Annotated in this window: 18 protein-coding genes; 12 read left to right on the forward strand and 6 right to left on the reverse strand. The window is 69.2% G+C overall.

Features of this window, described 5'->3' with window-relative positions; all coding sequences use genetic code 11:
- Position 1 precedes the first annotated feature (1 nt).
- The 3 genes from ACODR1_RS19825 to ACODR1_RS19835 all read right to left on the reverse strand — a co-directional run bounded on the left by ACODR1_RS19825 (position 2) and on the right by ACODR1_RS19835 (position 3,849).
- On the reverse strand, positions 2-1,024 hold the full coding sequence (locus ACODR1_RS19825; RefSeq protein WP_488881997.1) for an efflux RND transporter periplasmic adaptor subunit: 1,023 nt from the start codon (positions 1,022-1,024) through the stop codon (positions 2-4).
- 72 nt (positions 1,025-1,096) lie between these two features.
- Positions 1,097-1,699 carry a hypothetical protein gene (locus ACODR1_RS19830; RefSeq protein ID WP_488881998.1) on the reverse strand — a complete coding sequence of 201 codons (603 nt, stop codon included), beginning with the start codon at positions 1,697-1,699 and terminating at the stop codon, positions 1,097-1,099.
- Positions 1,700-1,704: 5 nt separating this feature from the next.
- On the reverse strand, positions 1,705-3,849 hold the full coding sequence (locus tag ACODR1_RS19835; RefSeq protein ID WP_488881999.1) for a TonB-dependent receptor: 2,145 nt from the start codon (positions 3,847-3,849) through the stop codon (positions 1,705-1,707).
- A 187-nt stretch (positions 3,850-4,036) separates the two neighbouring features.
- Here ACODR1_RS19835 and ACODR1_RS19840 point away from each other — a divergent pair, with 187 nt between their 5' ends.
- The 6 genes from ACODR1_RS19840 (at position 4,037) to ACODR1_RS19865 (ending at position 9,397) form a co-directional block, all read left to right on the forward strand.
- A complete protein-coding gene (locus tag ACODR1_RS19840) occupies positions 4,037-4,462 on the forward strand; it encodes an EamA family transporter (RefSeq protein ID WP_488882000.1) in 426 nt (141 codons plus the stop codon).
- A gap of 147 nt (positions 4,463-4,609) precedes the next feature.
- Positions 4,610-4,993: a YciI family protein gene (locus ACODR1_RS19845; RefSeq protein WP_488882001.1), complete on the forward strand. Its 384-nt coding sequence runs from the start codon at positions 4,610-4,612 to the stop codon at positions 4,991-4,993.
- Positions 4,990-6,276 (forward strand): RNA polymerase sigma factor, encoded by a 1,287-nt coding sequence (locus ACODR1_RS19850; RefSeq protein ID WP_488882002.1) that lies wholly within the window; start codon positions 4,990-4,992, stop codon positions 6,274-6,276. The genes ACODR1_RS19845 and ACODR1_RS19850 overlap by 4 nt, the downstream gene beginning before the upstream one ends.
- Positions 6,277-6,336: 60 nt before the next feature.
- Positions 6,337-6,861, forward strand: coding sequence for an SRPBCC family protein (locus ACODR1_RS19855; RefSeq protein WP_488882003.1), 525 nt, complete (start codon positions 6,337-6,339; stop codon positions 6,859-6,861).
- Between the two features lie 551 nt (positions 6,862-7,412).
- Positions 7,413-8,999, forward strand: coding sequence for a DEAD/DEAH box helicase (locus ACODR1_RS19860; protein ID WP_488882004.1), 1,587 nt, complete (start codon positions 7,413-7,415; stop codon positions 8,997-8,999).
- A gap of 140 nt (positions 9,000-9,139) precedes the next feature.
- Positions 9,140-9,397 carry a hypothetical protein gene (locus ACODR1_RS19865; protein ID WP_488882005.1) on the forward strand — a complete coding sequence of 86 codons (258 nt, stop codon included), beginning with the start codon at positions 9,140-9,142 and terminating at the stop codon, positions 9,395-9,397.
- A 36-nt stretch (positions 9,398-9,433) separates the two neighbouring features.
- Here the strand turns inward: ACODR1_RS19865 and ACODR1_RS19870 are convergent, their stop codons facing one another.
- Complete coding sequence (locus tag ACODR1_RS19870; protein WP_488882006.1) at positions 9,434-10,891, reverse strand: coniferyl aldehyde dehydrogenase; 1,458 nt, start codon at positions 10,889-10,891, stop codon at positions 9,434-9,436.
- Between the two features lie 179 nt (positions 10,892-11,070).
- Here ACODR1_RS19870 and ACODR1_RS19875 point away from each other — a divergent pair, with 179 nt between their 5' ends.
- The 3 genes from ACODR1_RS19875 to ACODR1_RS19885 all read left to right on the forward strand — a co-directional run bounded on the left by ACODR1_RS19875 (position 11,071) and on the right by ACODR1_RS19885 (position 13,422).
- A complete protein-coding gene (locus ACODR1_RS19875; RefSeq protein WP_488882030.1) occupies positions 11,071-12,132 on the forward strand; it encodes a GGDEF domain-containing protein in 1,062 nt (353 codons plus the stop codon).
- 139 nt (positions 12,133-12,271) lie between these two features.
- Positions 12,272-13,075, forward strand: a complete 804-nt coding sequence (locus ACODR1_RS19880; protein WP_488882007.1) for an enoyl-CoA hydratase/isomerase — start codon at positions 12,272-12,274, stop codon at positions 13,073-13,075.
- Positions 13,076-13,095: 20 nt separating this feature from the next.
- Complete coding sequence (locus ACODR1_RS19885; protein WP_488882008.1) at positions 13,096-13,422, forward strand: low molecular weight protein tyrosine phosphatase family protein; 327 nt, start codon at positions 13,096-13,098, stop codon at positions 13,420-13,422.
- Between the two features lie 85 nt (positions 13,423-13,507).
- Here ACODR1_RS19885 and ACODR1_RS19890 read toward each other — a convergent pair whose 3' ends face one another.
- Together ACODR1_RS19890 and ACODR1_RS19895 are read right to left on the reverse strand one after the other, a co-directional pair.
- Entirely contained in the window at positions 13,508-13,894 is a 387-nt protein-coding gene (locus ACODR1_RS19890; protein WP_277795408.1) for a DUF6165 family protein, read from the reverse strand.
- Entirely contained in the window at positions 13,894-14,868 is a 975-nt protein-coding gene (locus ACODR1_RS19895; RefSeq protein WP_488882009.1) for a glycosyltransferase family 9 protein, read from the reverse strand. Before ACODR1_RS19895 ends, ACODR1_RS19890 begins: the two co-directional genes overlap by 1 nt.
- 97 nt (positions 14,869-14,965) lie before the next feature.
- Here ACODR1_RS19895 and ACODR1_RS19900 point away from each other — a divergent pair, with 97 nt between their 5' ends.
- The 3 genes from ACODR1_RS19900 (at position 14,966) to ACODR1_RS19910 (ending at position 16,717) form a co-directional block, all read left to right on the forward strand.
- Positions 14,966-15,526 (forward strand): TetR/AcrR family transcriptional regulator, encoded by a 561-nt coding sequence (locus tag ACODR1_RS19900; protein WP_488882010.1) that lies wholly within the window; start codon positions 14,966-14,968, stop codon positions 15,524-15,526.
- Between the two features lie 35 nt (positions 15,527-15,561).
- Positions 15,562-16,344, forward strand: a complete 783-nt coding sequence (locus ACODR1_RS19905) for a lysophospholipid acyltransferase family protein (RefSeq protein ID WP_488882011.1) — start codon at positions 15,562-15,564, stop codon at positions 16,342-16,344.
- A 103-nt stretch (positions 16,345-16,447) separates the two neighbouring features.
- On the forward strand, positions 16,448-16,717 hold the full coding sequence (locus ACODR1_RS19910; protein WP_488882012.1) for a hypothetical protein: 270 nt from the start codon (positions 16,448-16,450) through the stop codon (positions 16,715-16,717).
- Positions 16,718-16,729 lie beyond the last annotated feature (12 nt).

The following is a 16,729-nucleotide window of genomic DNA, read 5'->3' on the forward strand; positions in this document are numbered from 1 at the left end:
TCTACTTGGCTCCGAATTCCGTGCCGAACAGTTCGGCGGCGCCGGCCGAGACCACCGACATGCCGGGCTCCAGGCCGCGGGCGAGAACGACCTGGCCGTTGCGCTCGGTCGCGGACTCGATGCGGCGGCGCTCATAGGCGTGCGGCCCGGTGCGGGCGTAGACCCACTCGCCCCCGTAGATGTCGCGCAGCACCGCCGAGGCGGGTACGACAAGGCCGCTGTCCTCGCCCCGCACGGGCAAGGCGACGGCGACCCGCTCGCCCACCCGCAGGCGGCCGCCCGGGTTGGCGACGGCGTAATAGAGATCCACCGTGCCGCCGGTCGGATTGGCCGACGGCGGACCGGAGACCGGCCGCCCGGCCAGGCTCCCTCCCCCTTCGCCCAGCGCCCGGATCGTCGCCGGCGCGGCGCGGTCCAGGGCGGGCAGGTCGGCGACGAACACCGCCGCTCTCACCCACACCATGGACGCCTCGCCCAGGCCCGACATCTTCGGGCCGAGCAGAGCGCGTTGCTGGCGGGCGGCCTGCAGGTTGGCGCGCGCCGCGCCCAGCGCCGACTCCGCCTCGTCCTGGGCCCGCTGGCTGCCGGCCTCCTCGCGCACCAGGGCCTGGGCGCGGACCAGGGCCTTCTGCGCCACCTCGACCTCGGCCTGCAGCCGGCCGACCTCGCCGTCGGCCCGAGCCTGGGCGGCCGCCAAGGCGCCCAGATCCCCTGTCGAGGCGACCGGCAGGCCGCCGGCCGATGGCGCGGCCATCACCTCGCCATGCACGTCGCGGCTGCGGCGCGCCGAGCCCGAGCCCACCTGCGCCACCTGAAGACCCAGACGCGTCTCGGCCTGTGGCGTCAGGGTCAGGCGAAGCAGCTCGCTTTCGTGGCCGATGACCTCGGTCTTGGCCGGCTTCGTGGCGGGCGCGGCGGGCTTGTCGGCCGAGCAGGCCGCGAGCGCGACGCCCGCGCCCAGGGCGAGCGCCGCGGCGATCGAGCGCTTGCGGGAAGCAGGGCGGGAAACGGGAGAGAGGATCACCGGGACGCGGCCTCCTTGGCTATCAGATGCCCGCTTGATGACCGCCGAGGGCTTCTCCGCGCATGGCCCTCGCTATACGATCCGCGAAGGTTGGGACGGCGCCTCATCGTCGCCGCTTCGAGCCGCCTTCGCCCGCCGGCGATAGACCGCGAGGTTGCGCTCGACGCCCGACAGCGCCGCAAGCACCGGCTCGGACGGGGCGCCGGACTGTTCTTCACGGGCTTGCAGCCAGGCGACCGTGGCGGCCGCCGCATCGGCGTCTCGCCGCAGGCCGCCGTGATTGCGGGATGCGGAACTGGGCGCGCTCAGCACCGCCCGGTGCGGCAGGATCACCCCGGCCGCGAGGGCGGCCGCCGCGCTCCAACGCAACGGATCCAGCAGCACGGGGGCGACCGGCGAGACCACGTCGTTGCGCACGCGCTGGGCCTGGGCCAGCCCGCCCAGGATCATCCGCTCGTCATCGCCCAGCAGCAGCGCCGCCGGCGGCAGGATCTCGAGCCCGGCCGCCAGCACCACCTGCGCCAAAGCCGCGAAGGCGTCGCGGCAGACCGGGTCGTCGACGGCGCCTGGACCCGGGCTTCCGCCGTGAACCTGCTGGCGCAGCAGGCCCACGAGCTGGCGTTCCGGACGGCTGCGCCGGGCCAGCCGCATGGCGGGAGACGCAGCCGTCGTCATCGACGTCAGAAACTCGCCGACAGACCCACCTTCACCGCCGTGGGCGAGCCGGGGGTGATGTTGGTGTTGCTGTGCGCGAACAGAGCGTAGCGCGCGCCAAGTAGGTTCTCGACATTGACCTGGGCGGTCACCCGATCGCTGACCTTGTAGTAGGCGGCTGCGTCCACCCGCGTGTAGCCGGGAAGCTCCACGAGGTTGTCGGTCGAAGCGAAACGGCTGCCCTGGTAGAGCACGCCGGCGGCGAGGCCCAGGCGCGCGGTCGGATCGAAGCGGGTCCACAGCGACGCGCTGTGCTTGGGCATGTTGGCCAGCTGGTTGCCGGCCTTCACCGTGCCCGAGACGTTGTCCAGGAACGTACCGTCCGAATAGGTGTAGGCGCCGACGATGCTGATCTTGTCGGTCACTTCGCCCGCCGCGCTCAGCTCGACGCCCTTGGTCCGCTGGCGGCCGATCGGGATGGTCGCCGAGGTGGCGTCGTTGGGATTGCTGAGCGCCAGCACGTTGCTGCGATCCAGCTGGAACACAGCCGCCGAGAGGTTGAACCCCGGCAGCACGTCCCACTTGGCGCCCAGTTCGTAATTCTCGAACGCTTCGGGATCCAGGTTCTGGTTGCTGATCGACAGGCCGGCCAGCTGTTCGCCGCCGCGCGGCAGGAAGGTCTTGGAATAGCTGGCGTAGATCGAGGCGCCGGCCAGCGGCTTGTAGATCACGCCCACGCGCGGCGACCACAGCTCGTCGGTGACGTCGAAATCGCGCTGCTGGCCGGCCGGGAAGCCGACTGTGCGGCGATCGGTGACCTGGGTGTTGAAGTGCTCGAAGCGAACGCCCGCCACCAGTTCCAGCCGGTCGGTGATCGCCACCTGGTCCTGCACGTAGAAGGCGGCCAGCTTGGTGACGCCGGCGTTGTTGGCGCTGCTGGCGATGGCCGTCCAGGTGATCGGCTGGCTGATGGTCGGCGAGGACACCGGCACGATGACCGAGCTGGCCCCGCCGGCGAAGCGGCCCTCCAGGCGGATGTTGTCGGACTCCTGCCGGCCGAACTCGGCGCCGGCCAGCAGCTTGTGCTGCATGCCGCCAACCGTCAGGTCGGCGTTCAGGTCGGTCTGGTTGATGTAGTTGGTGCGCTTGTTGGCGGCGTTGTAGGCCGAGATCGGCACGGTGGTCTCGGCGGCGTTCACCGCGCCGGTGAAGACGTTCTGGTAGAACTTGTCGTAGTCGGCATAGCGCGTGCGGTTACGAACCGACACCCGGTCGTTGATCTGGTGGGCGATGAACAGGTTCACCGCATTGGTGTCGGTCCAGGTCGGGCTGGCGTTCGGGTCGCCGAAGAAGCGGCCGCGCGGCGTGCGCAGCGGCTTGACCGCCTTGGTGGCGCCCGGTGCGAGGTAGCGGGCCGGCACGCCGCGGTCGGCGATGCGGTCGTCCTCGAAGTGCTCGACGCTCAGCTGGACCAAGGTGTCGGGCGACAGGCGCCAGGCCAGGGTCGGATTGACGCCCCAGCGCTCCAGCGTGACGCCGTCGCGATAGCTGCCGCTGTCCTGGTAGACCGCCGCCACGCGCGCGGCGACCTTGTTGTCGATGGCGTCGCCCAGGTCGAGCTGGATGCGCTTGTGGTCGAAGCTGCCGCCCTCGAGGCGCACGTTGCGCACGCGCTGCCAGTCGGCGGCCTTGGTGACGCGGTTGACCACGCCCCCGACGCCGCCGCGGCCGAAGATCATGGCGTTGGGGCCGCGGAAGACCTCCAGGCGCTCGATGTTGTAGAGGTCGCGATAGGTCTGGACGTCGTCGCGCACGCCGTCGACGAAAAAGTCGCCGGTCGACGAGTTGCCCCGGAACACCAGGGTCTCGCGGTTGCCCTCGCCCTGGGCCGAGAACACCCCCGGCAGGTAGCGGATGGCCTCGCCGATATTGCCGGCGGCCTGGTCGTCGATCTGCTTGATCGAGACGATGCTGACCGATTGCGGCACGTCGATCAGGTCGGTGTCGGTCTTCATCGCCGACAGGGTCTTGCTGACCTTGTAGCCCTCGCGGCTCTCGGTTTGGCCGGTGACGGTGACCCCGCTCAGTTCGGAGGCTTCCTGAGCCGCGGCCGAACCGGCGACGAGCGCCGCGCCGCTGGCGGCGAGCAGGAGGAGGTGCTGGATGCGCATGGAGAAGGAGCCCCGTCTGATTGCGAATGCAATTGCGAACGAATTGTAATTGGGGCGTTTGTCGGCCGGCGGCGGCGAAGTCCAGGCGTCCGGCGCCAACCTTCGCGACTTGTATAGAAGCGGCAATGTGCTGGTGATGAACCGCCGCTCTAGGTGCCAGATCGGATCCACTTGGGAGGAAATGCCGATGCAGGTTCCCTGGCAGGTCTGGGCGCTGGGCTCTGCGGGCTTTGCCGCCCTGACGGCGGTGCTAGCCAAGGCGGGCCTGGAAAGCGTCGCTCCGGCCTATGCGACGATGGTGCGCACCGGCGTCATCATGATCGTCGTCATCGCGCTGTGGTTGGCCGCCGGCGCGCCCCAGGCGGGCGTGCTTCCCCCGGCCAGGGCTGTGGCGTCACTCGTCCTGTCGGGCCTCGCCACAGGCCTCTCCTGGTGGTGCTACATGAACGCGCTAAAGACCGGCGAAGCCTCCCGCGTGGCGCCGCTGGACAAGCTCAGCGTCGTCTTCGTCGCGGTGTTCGCGGTAGTATTTCTGGGCGAGCATCTGGATTTCCGAAGCTGGGCAGGTGTTGGCCTGATCGCCGTCGGCGCGCTCCTGGTGGCGCTCAAATAGAGCTGTCGCACTGGCCCCCGACGATCCGCCGGCCGACCGGAACGGGCTGCCGTGCGCCACAGGCGCATTTTCCTTGCCTGCGATGTCGGCGCACGGCTCGTTACGGCGTCCTTGGCTCACGGCGCTGCGGCCGTGGGAGCTTGTCGGATGCTGTACGCCATTCTCTGCTATCACATGGAAGACGTCGTCGGCGCATGGAGTCCGGCGCATGATGAGGCTGTGATGGCGCGACTGGCGGCCGTGCGCGACGATCTGGCCGGCCAAGGCCGCCTGAGCCTCGCGGCGCGCCTGCTGCCGACCACGACGGCCGTGACGCTGCGCAAGGACCGCGAGCCGCCGCTGCTGGTCGACGGACCGTTCGCGGAAACCAAGGAACAGTTGCTGGGCTTCTATCTGGTCGATTGCATGGATCTTGCCGAGGCCACGGCGGCCGCGCGTGAACTTGCGGCGGCAAATCCGGGCGGCTGCTACGAAATTCGCCCCGTCGCGACCGCATGGAAATCGACCGACGGTCACGGAGCACGCCCGTGAACGACCCCGACTGGATCGACGCCGCGCTGGTTTCGGCGCGCCCGCGGGCCATGGCCGCGCTGCTGCGCTATTTCCGCGATCTCGACACGGCCGAGGAAGCCTATCAGGACGCCTGCCTGCGGGCGCTGAAATCCTGGCCGGAGAACGGCCCGCCGCGCGATCCCACCGCCTGGCTGATCCTGGTGGGCCGCAACAGCGGCGTCGACGCCGGCCGCAGGAAAAGCCGCCAGACCGCCCTGCCGTCCGACGAGGTGCTGACCGACCTGGCCGCCGGCCTCGAGGACGCCGAGACCGCCCTGGCCGAACGACTGGACGGCGCCGACTATCGCGACGACATCCTGCGGCTGCTGTTCGTCTGCTGCCACCCGGACCTGCCCGCCACCCAGCAGATCGCCCTGGCGCTGCGGATCGTCTCAGGCTTGTCCGTGCGCCAGGTCGCCCGCGCCTTCCTGGTCGGCGAAAGCGCCATGGAGCAGCGGATCACCCGCGCCAAGGCCCGTGTGGCCAAGGGCGACACGCCCTTCGAAGCCCCCAGCCCCACCGAACGCGCCGAGCGGCTGCTGACGGTGATGGCCATGGTCTATCTGGTGTTCAACGAGGGCTATTCGGCTGGCGGCGCCGAGGCCGACGCACGGCGGCCGCTGTGCCACGAGGCCCTGCGGCTGTCGCGCCTGCTGCTGCGCCTGTTTCCCGCCGAGCCGGAGGTCATGGGCCTGGCGGCGCTGATGCTGCTGCAACACGCCCGAACGCCTGCCCGGCTGGACGCCGACGGCCTGATCGTGCTGCTCGAGGACCAGGATCGCGGCCTTTGGGACGCAGCGATGATCGCCGAAGGCCTGGCCCAGATCGACAAGGCCATGCGCCACCGCCGGCCCGGCCCCTACCAGGTGCAGGCCGCCATCGCCGCTCTCCACGCCCGCGCCGAACGCGCCGAAGACACCGACTGGGCCCAGATCGATCACCTCTACGCCGCCCTGGAGCGCATGACCCCCTCTCCGGTCGTCAGTCTCAACCGGGCCGTGGCGGTCTCGAAGGTCGCCGGCCCGCAAGCCGCGCTGGACATGATCGCGCCGCTGGAAGAGCGCCTGGCCGGCTACTTCCATTTCCATGGACTGCGGGGCGCGTTGAACCTGCAACTGGGCCAGGACGAGGCCGCCCGTGAGGCCTTCCATCGAGCCATCGCCCTGGCCGGCGGCGCCGCCGAGGCCGCCCATATCCGCCAGCACCTCGATCGGCTGCAGGCCGAAGGCGAGAAAAATCACGCGGCGGTGTCGGAAGGCTGAGACGTCGCGCGTCCTTGTGGCGAACGGCCCGCAACGGGCCACGCTCAAGGGAACCGCCCGATGTTGAAGATCCTCGCCGCCGTCGTCGTCCTGGCCGTGTCCGGCCTGCTGGTCGCCGCCGCCCTGCGCCCGCCCGTCTTCCGGGTCGAGCGCTCGGTGCTGGTCAACGCCCCGCCCGAGGCGGTGCTGGCCCACGTCGCCGACTTCAAGGCCTGGCGCGCCTGGTCGCCCTACGAGACGCTCGACGCCGACCTTTCGCGCACCTATGGCGGGGCCCAGCGGGGCGTCGGCGCGACCTATGCCTGGGCCGGCAGGAAGGCCGGGACCGGCCGCATGCGCATCATCTCGGCGACCGGTCGCGAGATCGCCATCGCGCTGGATTTCGAAAAGCCCTTCAAGGCCAGCAACACCGCCGCCTTCACCGCCGAGCCGGCCGGCGAGGCCACCCGCGTCACCTGGGCGATGTCAGGACCCGCGCCCTACGCCTCGCGGCTGATGGGCCTGGTGTTCAACATGGACAAGATGATCGGCCGCGATTTCGAGACGGGTCTGTCCAATCTGAAATCCGTCGCCGAGCGTAACTAGGTTCCCCTTCCCCACGAGCTTTAGAGGAAACCCGCATGGCCCGCTTCCTTCTCCTGAAGTTCGAACCCGCCCCAGCGGCGCGGGTCTCGCCCGCCTCCGCCGAACGCAAGGACGACGCCGGCGACGTGCGATCGGCTTCGTCGAGAAAAGCTGCGCCCGCCCGCAAGCGCGATGGCGAGCATCACACACATCATTAGCCGGACCAAGCTGACGACGGCTTCAGAAAAACTGGGGCGATCGAATCCATACCAATCCAGTAGTAATTCATCAGCGCCGTCTTCCTCCCCTTTGGCGGCGCCGAGGCGAGCGCCGCCCCGCCAGGACGATACCGACGGCTCCGGTGTCCTGGTCTGGTCCTTCGGGGGAAGGATCGGGACGGCGCTCGCCCTTGACCTCGCCGCGCGACGCCCCGCCCGAAACCGCGTCAGGCCCCGCGAAGATTGACTTTGCGGTGATTGCGCCTATTTATCCGCACCTTCGGAGCAGGTCTGGCGAATCCGCGCCGCCCGCTCGCCCAAGCACGGGCGGCTCCGAGTCCAGACCAGCGTGACATGACCGAATTTTCCGACCTCGGGCTTTCGCCCACGACCCTTCAAGCGGTCGCCGACACCGGCTATACGACCGCTACGCCGATCCAGGCCCAGGCGATCCCCGTCGCCCTCGCCGGCCAGGACGTCCTGGGCATCGCCCAGACCGGCACCGGCAAGACCGCCGCCTTCACCCTGCCCCTGATCGACAAGCTCGCCTCGGGCCGAGCCAAGGCCCGCATGCCGCGCGCCCTGGTCATCGCCCCGACCCGCGAGCTGGCCGACCAGGTCGCCTCCAGCTTCGAGAAGTACGCCAAGGGCACCAAGCTCTCGTGGGCGCTGCTGATCGGCGGCGTCTCGTTCGGCGACCAGGAGAAGAAGCTCGATCGCGGCGTCGATGTGCTGATCGCCACCCCGGGCCGCCTGCTCGACCACTTCGAGCGCGGCAAGCTGCTGATGACCGGCGTGCAGTTCCTGGTCGTCGACGAAGCCGACCGCATGCTCGACATGGGCTTCATCCCCGACATCGAGCGCATCTTCAAGCTGACGCCGCCCAAGAAGCAGACCCTGTTCTTCTCGGCGACCATGCCGCCGGAAATCACGCGCCTGACCAAGCAGTTCCTGCGCGATCCGGTTCGTATCGAGGTGGCCAAGCCGGCCACCACCAACGCCAACATCACCCAACTGCTGGTCAAGGTCCCCTCCTCCGACCCCAAGGCCAAGCGTCTGGCTCTGCGCACCATCGTGGAGAAGGCGGCGCCGGAAACCGGCATCGTCTTCTGCAACCGCAAGACCGAGGTCGACATCGTCGCCAAGTCGCTGAAGGTGCACGGCTTCGACGCCGCCGCCATCCACGGCGACCTCGACCAGAGCCAGCGCATGAAGACCCTGGCGGACTTCCGCTCGGGCGCGCTGAAGATCCTGGTGGCCTCGGACGTGGCCGCGCGCGGCCTCGACATCCCGGCCGTCAGCCACGTCTTCAACTACGACGTGCCGCACCACGCCGACGACTACGTGCACCGGATCGGCCGCACGGGTCGCGCCGGCCGTTCGGGCGTGGCCTACATGCTGGTCACCCCCGCCGACGACAAGGGCTTCGACAAGGTCGTCAAGCTGATCGGCTCGACGCCCGACGAAGAAGTCATCGACGTCGACTACACCAACGCCGTCACCGTGCCGCGCGAAGGCGACCGCCGCCGCGGCCGTGGCGAGCGCCCGGGTCGTGAGCGCGGCGAACGCAGCGAACGTCCGGGCCGCGGCCGTCGCGAGCGCGCCGAGGCGGCTCCGGAAGCCGAAGTCGTGGAAACCGTCGCCGTCGAGGCCGCGCCGGAAGCCCCCGCCGAACGCGCCGAGCGCCCGGAACGCGAGCGCAAGCCCCGCCGTGAACGCACGCGCGACCGCGCCGCCGCCCAGACGGTCGAAGCCACCCCGGTCGAGGAAGCCGCTCCCGTCGCCCGTCCGTCGCGCGAACGCCCGCCGATGCCGGTTCGCGGCGTCCAGCCGGTCCGTGGCCGCGAGGACGACGATGATCGTCGCGTGGTCGGCTTCGGCAACGACATCCCCGCCTTCCTGCTTCGCGCGCCGCCGAAGCTGGCCAAGGTCGAGGACTGATCGACCAGGACTGACGAACGCCTGAAAACGGCGTAGATTGGCCGGCGTGCTCCCACGGAGCCGCCGGCTTTTTCTTGGCCGACAGCCGCGTCGCCAAGGCGGTTCCGCGCGTTTTTCCCGAAGCCTTCGGAGGAACCGCCATGGCCGACTTCATGCCGCAGCAATCTGATCCCGAACTGCTGGTGCACGAGCGCACCTATCACGCCTTCAGCGTCTTCGTGCGCTGGTCGATCGTCGGCGTCGCCGTCGCCCTGACGGTGCTGACCCTGTGGTTCGCCACGCCGGCGGGCTTCATCGGCGGCGCGATCGCCGGGATCCTGCTGGGCGTCGCCGGCTATTTCGCCGTCATCCGCCACGAGCAACACCAGCCGCTGGATCTGTGGACCGAGGGGCGGTGACCAGACCCTCCCCCTTCGGGGATAGGGTTTCGCCCCCTACCGCTTGATCTGCCCCGCCAGGTACTTGCGGATGCCCTCGCCATAGGGCGGACGCAGGGCCAGCATCGGCCCTATGTCCTTCTTCAGCTGGTGGAACACCGCCTTGCGGTGACTGAACTCGCGGAAGCCGTCGTGGCCGTGATAGGCGCCCATGCCGGCCGGGCCGACGCCGCCGAACGGCAGGTCCTCCTGGGCGACATGGAAGATCACGTCGTTGACCGTGGCCCCGCCGCTGGTCGTGGCGGCCAGCACCCGCTCGCGCTCGGCCTCGTCGGTTCCGAACCAGTAGAGCGCCAGGGGGCGATCCCGCCCGTTGACGTAGTCGATGGCGTCCTCGATGCGGTCATAGGCCTTCACGGGCAGCAGCGGGCCGAAAATCTCCTCCTGCATGACCGCCATGTCGTCGGTCGGCTTGAGGATCAGGGTCGGCGGGATCTTGCGATGCTGCTGCTGGGAGAAGTCCTCGCCCGCCGGGTTCAGCTCGACCACCTTGCCGCCCTTGGCCCTGGCGTCGTCGACATAGTCCTTGACCCGATCGTAGTGCCTCTGGGCCACCAGGGCGGTGTAGTCGCCGTTGTCGCGCAGGGTCGGGAAGCTTCGCGCCACCGCCGCACGGGCGGCCTCGACGAAGCGGTCGACGTCCTCGGCGGGGGCCAGCACGTAGTCGGGCGCCAGGCAGATCTGGCCGGCGTTCAGCGTCTTGCCCGCCATCACCCGCGCCGCGGCGGTTTCGAGATCGGCCCCGCGCGACAGGATCACCGGGCTCTTGCCGCCTAGTTCCAGGGTCACCGGCACCAGGTTCTCGGCCGCGGCCCGCATCACGTGCCTGGCCACCGAGGTCGCGCCCGTGAACAGCAGGTGGTCGAAGGCCAGCCCTGCGAAGGCCTGGCCGATCTCGGGGCCGCCGGTGACGACGGCGATCTCGTCCTCGTCGAACGACTTGGCGAACATCGCCTTCAGCAGCTCGGACGTCGCGGGCGTATATTCCGACGGCTTGACCATGGCGCGGTTGCCGGCCGAAAGCACCCCGGCCAGCGGCGCGAAGGTCAGGTTGACCGGAAAGTTCCAGGGGCTGATCACGCCCACGACGCCCTTGGGCTGCCAGCGCACCTCGGCCTTGGCGCCGAACAGGCCCAGTAGCGCCGGCGTCGTACGCCGCTTCTCGGTCTTCATCCATTTGCGCACGTGGTCGCGGGCGTGCTTGAGCGGGCCGATCGAGCCGGCGACGTCGGTCAGGGCCGTGGCGTCCTTCGATCGCACGCCGAAGTCGTCGCTGACCGCCTGGGCGATCTGCGCCTCGTGATCGACCAGCAAGGCGATGCAGCGGTTCAGCCAGTCGATCCGGCGCTCGACGGGCGGCGCGCCGTCGCGCAGATGCGCGGCCTTCTGACGCTGGAGCAGGATCTCGAGGCCGGCCTTGGCGGCCTCGTGGCCGAGATTGGCGGGGGCGTTCATGCGGCGTCTCTCCCGAAAACGGCCTCTCGGCTCATCTTATCAGCGTTCAGAATGCTTTGGAGTTGTGACGGGCGCAAGCACCCCCGCGCAGCCTTAACCGCTCGTTTGAACTCTCGTGCCTATGCTCGCCGCGTAAGCGATCGGTCTGGGAGAAGCCCGGATCGGCGGGGGAATGAATGATGTCGGACGTCGAGACCACTCTGCGCGGGCCGGAAGCCTACAAGATCGCCCGTCGGGCCCTCGATCTGATGGAACGTCACCAGATCTGGCCGACCGCGCTGAACTTCGAACTCTGGACCCACTACGTGGCCGATCCCGACGGCGCCCTGGCGCGCGAGATCACCCGCCTGATCTCGATGGGCGAGCCCATCACCGAGATGCTGAGCGAGGAACTCGCCGCGGCCTACCTGCCCAAGGCTCGCCTCAACGAACAGATCCGCGACGCCGGCGACCTGCTCTCCAAGGAGCTGGAGTCGGTCTCCAAGGCCATCCAGAACGCCCAGAAGACCAACGCCGCCTTCGGCAAGACCCTGGCCGGGGTCTCCAAGGACCTCGACGCCCCGACCGGCGTCGAAGGCATCAAGGCCGTTGTCTCCAGCCTGGCCGACGCCACGCGCCGCGTCGCCAAGGAGAACAAGGCCCTTGAGACCCGCCTGGCCGAATCCACCGCCGAAGTCGACCGGCTGCGCGAACACCTCGAGCAGGTGCGCCGCGACGCCACCACCGACGGCCTGACCAACCTCGCCAACCGCAAGGCCTTCGACGAAGAGCTGGAGCGCGCCTGCGCCGAGGCCGACGAGGCCGGCTCGGCCATCTGCCTGGCCGTGCTCGACATTGACCACTTCAAGGGCTTCAACGACACCTGGGGCCACCAGACCGGCGACCAGGTGATCCGCTACGTCGCCAGCGTCATCGGCCGCGTCGCCGCCCTGCCCCGCTTCGCCGCCCGCTACGGCGGCGAGGAGTTCGCGATGATCTTCCCGGGCGAAGCGGCCGCCGTCGTCGGCGCCACGCTGGAAGAGATCCGCGTCGAGGTTTCCTCGCGCATGCTCAAGCGTCGCTCCACCAACGAGGACCTGGGCGCCATCACCCTGTCGTCGGGCTTCGCCGAGCGTCGCAAGGGCGAGACCGGCCATTCGGTCATGGAACGCGCCGACGCGGCGCTCTACGCCTCCAAGCGCAGCGGCCGCAACCGCGTCACCGCCGCCGAAACGCAGAACGAGTCGGCCAACGCCGCCTGAGGGATACCCGTTCTTCTCCAGAGAACCGGGTTTGAGAGAGCCGTCGGCGCTTATGGCGCCGGCGGCTCTTGCGTTCCGCAGGGACAGTCGCGCCTAGCTGGCGTCCAGGCGCGCAAAGACGCCCGGAGGAGCTGACCCGATGGCTTACGAAAAGATCCGGCTGGAAACCCAGGACGGCGTGGCTGTCGTCACCCTGTCCGATCCGGCCACGCTGAACGCCGCCAGCCCCGAGGTCGCCCGCGAACTGGCCCAGGCCTTCGGCGCGATCGCGGCCGGAAAGGTCGAGGCCCGGGCGGTGATCCTGACCGGCGAAGGGCGCGGGTTCTGCTCGGGCGCCAACCTGTCGGCAGGCGCGACCGCGGGCCGCCCCATGGATCCCGACGGCAAACCCGACGCCGGCGCGGCTCTGGAAAGCGTCTACAATCCGCTGGTCACCCTGCTGCGCGACTTCCCGCTGCCGATCGTCACCGCCGTCAACGGCCCGGCTGCCGGCATCGGCTGCTCGCTCGCCCTGCTGGGCGACATCGTGGTCGCGGCCGACAGCGCCTACTTCCTGCAGGCCTTTCGCCGCATCGGCCTCGTGCCGGACGGCGGCTCGACCTATCTGCTGCCGCGCCTGGTGGGCAAGGCCCGGGCCATGGAGATGATGCTGCTGGGCGACAAGATCCCCGCCGCCACGGCGCTGGACTGGGGCCTGATCAACCGCTGCGTCCCCGACGCCGAACTGATGCCCAAGGCCCTGGAGCTGGCCCGCGCCCTGGCCGACGGCCCCGCCTCGCTCGGCGAGATCCGCCGCCTGGTCTGGAACAGCCTCGACGCCGACTGGGTGGGCCAGCTGCACGCCGAACGCCACGCCCAGCGCGCCAGCGGCAAGACCGAGGACTTCATCGAAGGGGTCAGCGCCTTCCTGCAGAAGCGCCCGGCCGCCTTCAAGGGGCGATGAAGCCAAGCTAGACTGCGGCGATGAACGTGCTTTTCGTCTGCAGCCAGAACAAGCTTCGCAGCCCCACCGCCGAGCAAGTGTTTTCGCGCTGGCCGGGGATCGAGGTCGACTCGGCCGGCCTCAACAACGACGCCGAGAACCCCGTGACGCCCGAGAACGTCGCCTGGGCCGACGTCATCTTCGTCATGGAGAAGACGCATCGCAGCAAGCTTTCCAAGGCGTACCGCAAGCATCTTCGCGCCAAGGTAGTATGCCTTGGTATTCCCGACGAGTACGACTTCATGGACGAAGCCCTGGTGGCGCTCCTCCAGGCCCGTGTTCCGCCGTTCCTGCCTTCTGCGCGTTGACGGTCCGGACGCAAGACGAAGGGGCGATCGCTCGACGCGGTCGCCCCTTATGTTTTCCAGTCAGATATCTGATTTTCCTGAAAAATCAGTACGGCTTGTAACTCTTTTCCTCGACGATGTCCGAGCCCGTCAGGGCGTTGATCTGGCGCTTCACGGCCGCGCGCTTGTCGTTGTCCTTGTAGACGCGGCGCGCCAGCTCGACGAACTCCGGACCGAAGGTCTGGTTGCGCTCGCAGGCGCGCTTGCCGTCCTCGATGTCCCACAGGGCCGCGTTGATAGCGGTCAGTTCTACCGTCAGGGCGTCCAGTTCGGCGCTCGGCGTCAGGGCGCCCGCGGCGATGCCTTCCAGCAGGGCCAGCTCCTTGCGGACATTGGCCTCCTTGGCCGCGTCGCCGATGCGCTCGGCCTTCACGCGCAGGATGGTGATCTTGTCGACGAGCTCGCCGGCGGAGATGGGGGCGAGGATGGACATCAGGAAACTCCGGCGATCAGGGTGTCGAGGGCGGTCTTCACCGCCTGGGGCGGCAGGGCGGCCATGCCCTCTCCGTAGTCCTCGGCGCACAGCATCTCAAGGCGCTGCGCGGCCGGCTTGAACTTCACGGCCTTGCGGCGATTGAGCTGCAGCGACAGCAGCGGCGCGCCGCCAGCGGCCAGCATGTGCCCCGGTCCGGCGTCGTTGGCCACGGCCGCGGCAAGGCGTCCAGCCAGGGCGATGGCCAGGATCGGGCCCTTCACGCCGGCGAAGCCGTCGGTGCGGTCGGCCTCAGGAAACAGGGCTCCGGGAACCTCCGTCCGGGCGATCGCCGCATCGGCCGCCTCGTCGGGACCGAAGAAGAACACCGGCGTGCGCCCGGCCACCTGCTGGGCGCGGGCCAGGTCAAGATAGCTTTCCAGCGGCCAGCGCTTCTCCTGGCCGCCGGCGCCGGGGGCCAGGCCGACATAGGTCGGACCATCCGGCAGCAGCGCAGCGGCGGCCGCCGTGGCGTCGGTTTCGGTCAGGGCCAGCGGCCGCAGTGCGCCCTGCCCGTCCGTGGCCAGGGCCAGCAGCCGCGCCAGCCGATCGACGACGGCCGGCGGCCAGTCGGATCTGCGGGCCTGCATGGCGGCCGAGACGAACCGCCCCCTGGCCGCGCGGCGGGCCACCAGGCTGCGACGCAGGTTTTCCTGGGTGTCGATAATCAGGTCGAAGGTGCGGCCGCCGAACGGCTTGACCCACGGCAGCACGTCCAGCGCGGCCGCGCCGGTGACGCCGTCCTTGAGGATCTCGTCGACATAGCCGGCCACCACGCGCTTCAGCGGGCCGTCATAGACCGTGGTCCCCTTGGCCGCGCACCAGGTGATGCGCGCCTCGGGAAAGGCCGCGCGCAGGCCGGCGATGAAGGGCAGCTTGATCAGGCCGTCGCCGATCACCTCGCCCATCGAATAGATCAGAACCGTCTGGACCATGGCCGTGAATGGCCGCGCCCGCCGTCTGCGTCAATCTCCCCAAACGGTATGTGAGCATTTACTTGCACATCGGCGCATTTACGGTAACGTCGGGTCCATGAGCGCCAAGCCACGCATCGAACGCGCCGCCCTCGAGGTTTTCGCCGCCCATGGCGTCGACGGCGCCACGACCAAGCTGATCGCCGCCCGCGCCGAAGTCTCGGAGGGCGCGATCTATCGCCACTGGAAGAGCAAGGACGAGCTGGCCATCGGCCTGTTCATGGCCGCCCACAAGCGCCTGTCCGACCTGATCGAGACCGAGGCCGGCGCCGTGCACGGCGTCGCCGCCAAGGCCGCCGCTCTGGTCAAGGCCTACTGCACGGCCGCCGACGAGGACTGGACCCTGTTCTCGTTCCACCTGCTGCAGTTGCACCACTTCCTGCCCTACTACCAGGACGACGGCCGCGACCCGGTCACCCTGGTCGAGACCATCATCAAGTACGCCATGCTGAAGATGGAGCTGCCGCCGGGCGATCCGCGCGTGGTGGCCGCCATGGCCATCGGCGTCATCACCCAGACCGCCCAGAACAAGGCCTACGGCCGCCTGGGCGACGACGCCCTCTCAGCCCATGCTTCGCTGATGACGGCGGCCGTCCTGGCCGTGCTCAAGGCCCGCTGATCCCAACCCGCCCAAGCCCTTCAAAGGACCGAACGATGCGCAGCGCGCTGTTCAACGCCTACTACTGGGTTCTGTCGATCTTCTACGGCCTGTCGGCCGCGCTGTCGGCCCTGCTGCCGGGCCGCCGCCCGGTGACCTTCGCCCTGCGGCTCTATTCCAGGCGCATGCTGTGGGCGCTGCGCGTCTTCGCCGGGATCCAGGTCGAGCTGAAGGGCCAGGAAAACCTGCCCAAGGGCGCCTTCATCATCGCCGCCAAGCACCACAGCTGGGGCGACGGGTTCGTGATGTTCGCCAATGTCGACAACCTTTCCTTCGTCACCGGCGACCACCTGGAGAAGTTCCCGCTGCTGGGAAACATCCTCAGGAAGTTCGGCGCCATCGTCGTCGACAGCTGCGGCGGTCCCGAGGCCCGCGCCGCCCTGTCCAAGAGCGCCGCCCAGGTCGCCGCCGAGGGGCGCCGCATCCTGATCTATCCGGAAGGCCACCTGGCCGCCCCGGGCGAGCGCTTCCGCTACCGCACCGGCGTCTATCACATGAGCCAGGACTTCGGCCTGCCGGTGGTGCCGGTTGCCACCAACCTCGGCTGCTTCTGGAAGCAGCAGGAGGCCAGGAAGACCCCCGGCCGCGCGACGGTCGAGTTCCTGCCCGCCCTGCCCCAGGGCCTGCAGAAGGCCGAGTTCATGAAGCTGCTGGAAACCACGGTCGAGACCCGCACCAACGAACTGATCGCCCAGGCCACGGGCGAGCCGGTCAAGGCCTCGGTGCTGGTCGATCCGCCGAAGAAGAAGCCGGCCGAGGCCGAGCCTCTGTCGGCCTGATATCATGTGGGGCCTTGCAAGTTTCCTGCTTATCGAAGGCCTGGCGACCCTGGCCGCGATCCTGATCGCCCGCGGCCAGGGCGCGGACAGGACGCGATCCCTGTTGCTGGTCGCCCTTTCAGCGCCGGCGCTGATCTGCCTGGCCTGGGGCTTCGCCTTCCAGGCCAGGCCCACCTCTGACTTCCCGCGCCCTCAATGGATGATCGACACCGCCTTCCTCATCGCCTTGTCGATCCTGCCAGCGACAGTCGCCGTGACGGTCTTCGCCCGAAAGTTTCGCGTGCTGGCGGCCATATTCGGCGCGATGCAGACCCCCATCACCCTCATCATCGGCTTTCTCGCGGTCGTCATGGTCAGCGGCGTCTCGCCATGACTCACCGCCCAC

This window comes from Caulobacter sp. FG7 (genome assembly GCF_057808875.1).

Bases quoted from the DNA above. Each gene is read 5' to 3' on its own strand.
- ACODR1_RS19830 (WP_488881998.1), bottom strand. From the start codon at position 1,699: ATGACGACGGCTGCGTCTCCCGCCATGCGGCTGGCCCGGCGCAGCCGT.
- ACODR1_RS19835 (WP_488881999.1), bottom strand. From the start codon at position 3,849: ATGCGCATCCAGCACCTCCTCCTGCTCGCCGCCAGCGGCGCGGCGCTC.
- ACODR1_RS19840 (WP_488882000.1), top strand. From the start codon at position 4,037: ATGCAGGTTCCCTGGCAGGTCTGGGCGCTGGGCTCTGCGGGCTTTGCC.
- ACODR1_RS19845 (WP_488882001.1), top strand. From the start codon at position 4,610: ATGCTGTACGCCATTCTCTGCTATCACATGGAAGACGTCGTCGGCGCA.
- ACODR1_RS19855 (WP_488882003.1), top strand. From the start codon at position 6,337: ATGTTGAAGATCCTCGCCGCCGTCGTCGTCCTGGCCGTGTCCGGCCTG.
- ACODR1_RS19860 (WP_488882004.1), top strand. From the start codon at position 7,413: ATGACCGAATTTTCCGACCTCGGGCTTTCGCCCACGACCCTTCAAGCG.
- ACODR1_RS19865 (WP_488882005.1), top strand. From the start codon at position 9,140: ATGGCCGACTTCATGCCGCAGCAATCTGATCCCGAACTGCTGGTGCAC.
- ACODR1_RS19870 (WP_488882006.1), bottom strand. From the start codon at position 10,891: ATGAACGCCCCCGCCAATCTCGGCCACGAGGCCGCCAAGGCCGGCCTC.
- ACODR1_RS19875 (WP_488882030.1), top strand. From the start codon at position 11,071: ATGTCGGACGTCGAGACCACTCTGCGCGGGCCGGAAGCCTACAAGATC.
- ACODR1_RS19880 (WP_488882007.1), top strand. From the start codon at position 12,272: ATGGCTTACGAAAAGATCCGGCTGGAAACCCAGGACGGCGTGGCTGTC.
- ACODR1_RS19885 (WP_488882008.1), top strand. From the start codon at position 13,096: ATGAACGTGCTTTTCGTCTGCAGCCAGAACAAGCTTCGCAGCCCCACC.
- ACODR1_RS19890 (WP_277795408.1), bottom strand. From the start codon at position 13,894: ATGTCCATCCTCGCCCCCATCTCCGCCGGCGAGCTCGTCGACAAGATC.
- ACODR1_RS19895 (WP_488882009.1), bottom strand. From the start codon at position 14,868: ATGGTCCAGACGGTTCTGATCTATTCGATGGGCGAGGTGATCGGCGAC.
- ACODR1_RS19900 (WP_488882010.1), top strand. From the start codon at position 14,966: ATGAGCGCCAAGCCACGCATCGAACGCGCCGCCCTCGAGGTTTTCGCC.
- ACODR1_RS19905 (WP_488882011.1), top strand. From the start codon at position 15,562: ATGCGCAGCGCGCTGTTCAACGCCTACTACTGGGTTCTGTCGATCTTC.